Genomic DNA, 5,060 nt, shown 5'->3' with positions numbered 1-5,060 from the left:
CGTAACAACGAGGCGAATAACCATCTGGGAGGCGGTACATACCTTCCGCTCACGAATTCGACGGTAACGAACAGTGACGGGTACGGCCTCTATATCGACGAGAATGTAACGATGCCCGACGTTGACTCGAACGAGTATACCGAAAACGAACGTGGGGCAGTCCGTGTGACTGCGAATAACCTCCACTATCTAGATTCAGAATCCTCGTACACAGGCAACACGGCGGATGTGGTCGTCGTTGAGGCCGAAACAGTGTCAGTTGAGGATGATAACGTCGATAGCGGTGCCGTGACATGGCACAATCTCGGCGTGCCCTATCGAGTGAACGGCCAGATCAGAGTGGAAGATATCGAAGTGACTGTCGATCCGGGCGCCGTCTTCAGGTTCGAGGAGGGAACATCCATTCAGATGGCACCTGACAGTGCACTCATCGCCGAAGGAACTCCTGAAGAGGAGATTGTGTTCACAGCTACCGACGATGTTCCCGGCTGGTGGGACGGTATTGTCATGTCGTTCTCTGAGAGCCGCAAAAACATCCTGAAACACGCCATCGTCGAGTACGGTGGCCGTGATACCAGTGGAAACGTTCACGTGGAAAGTGGTCGTATCAAGGTCGTTGATTCCACGCTCCGCCACAGCGAAGCGTTGGGTCTCTGGTCATCTGACGATGGAACGGTAAACGACGACGTCTGTGCCGTCAACGAATATCAAGACAACGCGGAGGGCGACTGTACCATCGAAACCTGATTCAGTCCGTGCGCCAGTTTCTGCTATCGCTGCGTCTTCGGGCTTTTCTGGTGTACACTCGTCTCTGAGCGATTGGACGTAGGCAAAGGGGTGAGAAGGAAACACAGCAGAAACTGTTAGATTCGGGGAAAGCTCTCACGAATACAGTCAACTCGCGCTGTCGTTCTCTCGGAGGGGATCGTCGACGGGGTGCCAGAGACAGCAACAGTCGGCGACGACGAACGCGTGATCGTCGACGACTTGCTGTCTCCAGTGTTTGTTTTCCTTCGGAGTTTCGACTGGCTTTGTCAGTCCAAATACGGTATCTTCGGTAGTTCCATCGAGGCGGTCGACGCCGTAGCCGTGGTTCGAACGCCGCCAACTAAGGCTGTGGCCGTAATCGGCGCGGTTCGAGAGCCATTCTTCATTGCAGATCCGGACGTACAGATGCCATGAATGCTCGCTGGGATCGGATACGGGAGTGGTTCGAGACACACGCACCGGAACTGACGAACCATCTCCGGCCGGGAGCGACGGACGCAGAAATCAGACAGGCCGAATCGACAATTGGCCTCGACTTTCCGCCGTCGGTTCGAGCGTCCTATCGCATCCACGATGGACAGACCGACGACTCGCATGCTGTCGGGTCCTGGCGACTGTTCCCATTGGCGGAGGTCGTGCGACAGTGGGAAGCGTTGCGAGATATCGAGCATGAGTTCGAGTTTGGCGACTGGGATCCGACCACGTCGATTCCGATCATGGAGAACGGCGGCGGCGACGTCCTGTACGTCGAACATGCACCCGATGAGTCGGAGACACCCGTGACCGAGTGGCGGCACGAGAATCCCACCCATAACGTGAAAGCGCCCTCCTTTGCAGCGTATCTCGACACGTTTCTCGATGCCCTCGACGCTGGGGAGTACGTCTATCTCGAAGGCGACAGCGTACTCGTCCACGAGGACGATCTCTGACTACAACCACGCCGGACAACAGGTAGCGAGAGCCGTTCACAGTCGAACGAGGGATGGACGACCGAAAGACAGCGATTGACCAAACACCTGTCGGTGTAGCGCATGATCTACCCAGTCCGTAGGTCACGATCCGCATCGATGTACCACTGGAGTTCCGTCTCGGAGAGCGTGACGGCATCGGAATGGGAACGCTTGATCGTCTGTAACGCCTTGGCAATATTTCACTGACCTTCCTGTATCGTAGAATCCATGTGTTCCCAGCAACCGACCCTGTCGACGAATCTGGGCGAAAGGCGGGTGTTCCGTTGCATCTCGGCGACCCACATCGAGAAGTTTCAGGTCGTGGAGGGAGGAACTTCATCCGGACACTGAACAGACACGCCTCGATCGAAACCGAAGAGCACTGTCGAAACGACTTGCGGCACTACGACCCACTCTCGGCGTCCTTTGCAGGCCAGACGGTGGGAGTTATCTGTCTGTCCTCGGTGGCCGATAGGTCGGCGCCGAAGGTCTCGACCAGGTCCTCGGCCGACGAGTCGCCGGCTTCGATTGCGGTGACCTCTACGGGCGTCAATCGCACGGAGACATCGCGCTCCACGGGGCCGCCGAGTAAGAACGTGAGAATCCACTCCCCGTCGCGGGCTAGCAAGACGTAGGAGTACCGTTTCCGGTCGAGGACTCGCATTGGTCGGTCAAGGGACGATACGGAGTAAACAGTTCCGACAGAAGCGAAGTCTTTTGCGCTCGCTATTCTCCCGTTGTGATATGTCTTTTCGCCAATTCGACGGGACAGCACGCGGCGGTGCGCGATGAGGGACGGGGCGACGGTGCAGTGGTGGACCCGCCTCGGCTCCGAGCGTGAACGATTCGTAACGGATGCGGTGCTGGCCGGTGACGATGGGCTGTACACAGTCGGCTGGTACGACGTGGGAGACCGCACTGGCGATGGATTCGGTGGCTTCCTGCAGCGACTCAGTCCAAGTGGAACCGTCGACTGGGAGTACCGCTGGGACCGGAAGCGACGGCCGAAGGCCGTCACGGTGAGCCCGGGTGGGCCAGTCGTCGCTGGCAAGAGTCTGTCAGCCGACACGGACCAGTCCGAGGAGGTGCCGCCAGCCCGGCTGGCGTCGGTGACGGCTGGTGGCGTCCGTCGCTGGGAACAAGAATACCCGTCTGGCTCCGGAGACACCTTCGAGACGGTGGTTGCGACCCCGGACGGCGTCGTCGCCGGCGGCCAGACCGGCAGCTACTCCCGACGGTCACCGGGTTCCTGGGAGCGGGTCTACGGAACCAGAGATTGGCTCCTCGCCGCTGACGCCGACGATGGCACCGAACACTGGCGCGAACGGTACGCCGGCAACGACTGCAAGTCGCTCGTCGCCGACGAAACGGGCGCACTCAGATACGTCAGCGGCTCATCTGTTGCCTGGGTTTCGCCCGACGGAACCAAAGAACACAGCGAGTACTACTACGCCGAGACCGGGAGTTCCGACACGCTCGACAGCATCGCGTCCCACGAGCAAGGCTTAGACACCACCGGGTCCATGGACAGTGACCAGAACCGTGCTGGCGCGAGCGTCATCGCCGGGAAGGCGTGGGAACGGTCGGATGCGAACGACGCCAGACTACTCGTCATCGATACCGATGGCGAGATACTGCTCGACCGGGCCATTGGGTTCGCAGCGACCAGCAATTTCGGGCGAGATGCAATTGCACTCGACGACGGATACCTGCTTTCGGGAACTGCACTCTGCGGTGACGGCTCTCTCCCGTGGCTCGCCTGGTTCGATACCGACGGAACACTCACGGACTATCGGTTCGTCGTCCGCGCTCCTGATTCGGCACCCAAACTCGTCTCTGCCGGTACCGATGGTCCCGCAGGATACCCCATCGCAAGTCACCACGCCGACGTTGATCACCTCGTTCCGACACGGAACGGGCTGTTCGTCGTGTATAACGAACGCGACCGCTCGCAGAATCCAGAACACAGACAGAGCTGGATTGGTTCCCTCGCCTAGCGGCCGATATGGGTCGTACGGAGTCGACTGTTGTCCAACACCAGTGCGATTATATCTCGACACTCCGTCTCGAAAGGAAATGGTCGACGAGTCCCCCCCGAGTCCACACCAGCGTATCGATTCATATTTACAATACTATATTAATCACATTCTGATACTTCTTTTGCGATGGTAAAGTGAAAACTGACTGCAATCATCAGCATACTCGCTGTCATCTGGACGGGGACGATTGATCTAGCTGTACACTATCGCGACAACGACACTTGTGGAAAAAAACATGACCGCGAACCTGTAATTCGTGAGAATTCAACACAGCCCAACAGACGTATCTGTGTTCCCAACTAGCTACAAAACGGACACATGTTCGATCTAACCGGGTTTCAGCGTGATCTGCTGTACGTTATGGCGGGGTTAGATGAGCCGCACGGCCTTGCCATCAAAGAAGAACTGGAGGACTACTACGAAACCGAGATTCACCACGGTCGGCTCTATCCGAATCTCGACACCCTCGTCGAGAAGGGTCTCGTCGACAAAGGCGAGAAAGACCGTCGAACCAACAGCTACCGACTGACAGCACGGGGGCGTCGCGAGATCGAAGCCCGAAATGAATGGGAACAGCAGTATCTCGATGTAATGGACGAATAACCCCCTCTCCAACCGAATTTCTCTCTCTTCGCAGACACTACAAGCCACCCGAGCGCGTTCGTTGGGATAGCGGGTGACCAGCACCGGACGGTGAAGATGGGTGACTCAGCAGTGGTCAGTACAGTCCTCGCGGACGATTGTCGTTGCATCCGCCTCATGGTCGTAGCGAAACTCGTTTATCGAGCAGTTTGCCTGTGACTGCTCCATGAGTGCTTCGCGATGTTGAGCCCCTTCACGTGCCGAGAAGCAAGCGGATGGAACCACCGTGAGCAACAATAAGGTCAGCTCCGTCGGGTCACAATTAGTCGGCAATTCCGTCGTTTCCTTCGTCCGGTGAGGATTTCTACTCACTCCTCGAATATCACTCTGAAAAACTTGGCTGTCAACCGATACTACCGAGCTGAGACGGCGCAGCCGGTGTTAGCTTTGGATTTCGATCTCCGTTCCACGGGTTGTCCCACCAGTCATCACCGGCAGCCGGACTTCGAGAATACCGTTATTATACTGCGCCGTGATTTCATCGTCGTCCACGTTCTTCGGGAACCGGAAGCGACGATGGTAGGTCTTCCGCTGGCCGCGTTTCTCGTCTTCGTGCTCGGCAGCGATGTTGAGCACGCCTTCGTCCCACGAAACCTACATCTCCTCGGAATCGAAGCCCGGCATTTCGACGCTCAGGACGAACTCATCGTCTGCTTCGTAC

Annotated in this window: 5 protein-coding genes and 2 pseudogenes; 5 read left to right on the top strand and 2 right to left on the bottom strand. The window is 57.6% G+C overall.

Annotation, left to right across the window (positions count from 1 at the left end; all coding sequences use genetic code 11):
- The 3 genes and pseudogenes from QT222_RS06785 to QT222_RS06775 form a co-directional block, all read left to right on the top strand.
- Positions 1-747: pseudogene (locus QT222_RS06785) on the top strand (hypothetical protein); the annotation flags it as partial.
- 189 nt (positions 748-936) lie between these two features.
- Complete coding sequence (locus QT222_RS06780) at positions 937-1,182, top strand: hypothetical protein (protein ID WP_491476722.1); 246 nt, start codon at positions 937-939, stop codon at positions 1,180-1,182.
- The gene (locus QT222_RS06775) at positions 1,179-1,697 is read left to right on the top strand and encodes an SMI1/KNR4 family protein (protein ID WP_491476721.1); all 519 of its coding nucleotides are present in this window, start codon (positions 1,179-1,181) and stop codon (positions 1,695-1,697) included. Before QT222_RS06780 ends, QT222_RS06775 begins: the two co-directional genes overlap by 4 nt.
- Positions 1,698-2,121: 424 nt before the next feature.
- Here QT222_RS06775 and QT222_RS06770 read toward each other — a convergent pair whose 3' ends face one another.
- Positions 2,122-2,382, bottom strand: a complete 261-nt coding sequence (locus QT222_RS06770) for a hypothetical protein (RefSeq protein WP_004061047.1) — start codon at positions 2,380-2,382, stop codon at positions 2,122-2,124.
- A gap of 142 nt (positions 2,383-2,524) precedes the next feature.
- Between QT222_RS06770 and QT222_RS06765 the strand changes: the two genes are divergently transcribed.
- Positions 2,525-3,715 (top strand): hypothetical protein, encoded by a 1,191-nt coding sequence (locus tag QT222_RS06765; protein WP_491476720.1) that lies wholly within the window; start codon positions 2,525-2,527, stop codon positions 3,713-3,715.
- Between the two features lie 360 nt (positions 3,716-4,075).
- The gene (locus QT222_RS06760; RefSeq protein ID WP_491476719.1) at positions 4,076-4,360 is read left to right on the top strand and encodes a PadR family transcriptional regulator; all 285 of its coding nucleotides are present in this window, start codon (positions 4,076-4,078) and stop codon (positions 4,358-4,360) included.
- Between the two features lie 420 nt (positions 4,361-4,780).
- Here QT222_RS06760 and QT222_RS06755 read toward each other — a convergent pair.
- Positions 4,781-5,060, bottom strand: a pseudogene (locus QT222_RS06755) (Hsp20/alpha crystallin family protein); the annotation flags it as partial.

Source organism: Haloferax sp. s1, from assembly GCF_058382125.1.
Note: the sequence above shows the minus strand (reverse complement) of the source record. Positions and strands in the feature narration are given on the sequence as shown.

Bases quoted from the DNA above. Each gene is read 5' to 3' on its own strand.
- QT222_RS06775 (WP_491476721.1), top strand. From the start codon at position 1,179: ATGAATGCTCGCTGGGATCGGATACGGGAGTGGTTCGAGACACACGCA.
- QT222_RS06770 (WP_004061047.1), bottom strand. From the start codon at position 2,382: ATGCGAGTCCTCGACCGGAAACGGTACTCCTACGTCTTGCTAGCCCGC.
- QT222_RS06760 (WP_491476719.1), top strand. From the start codon at position 4,076: ATGTTCGATCTAACCGGGTTTCAGCGTGATCTGCTGTACGTTATGGCG.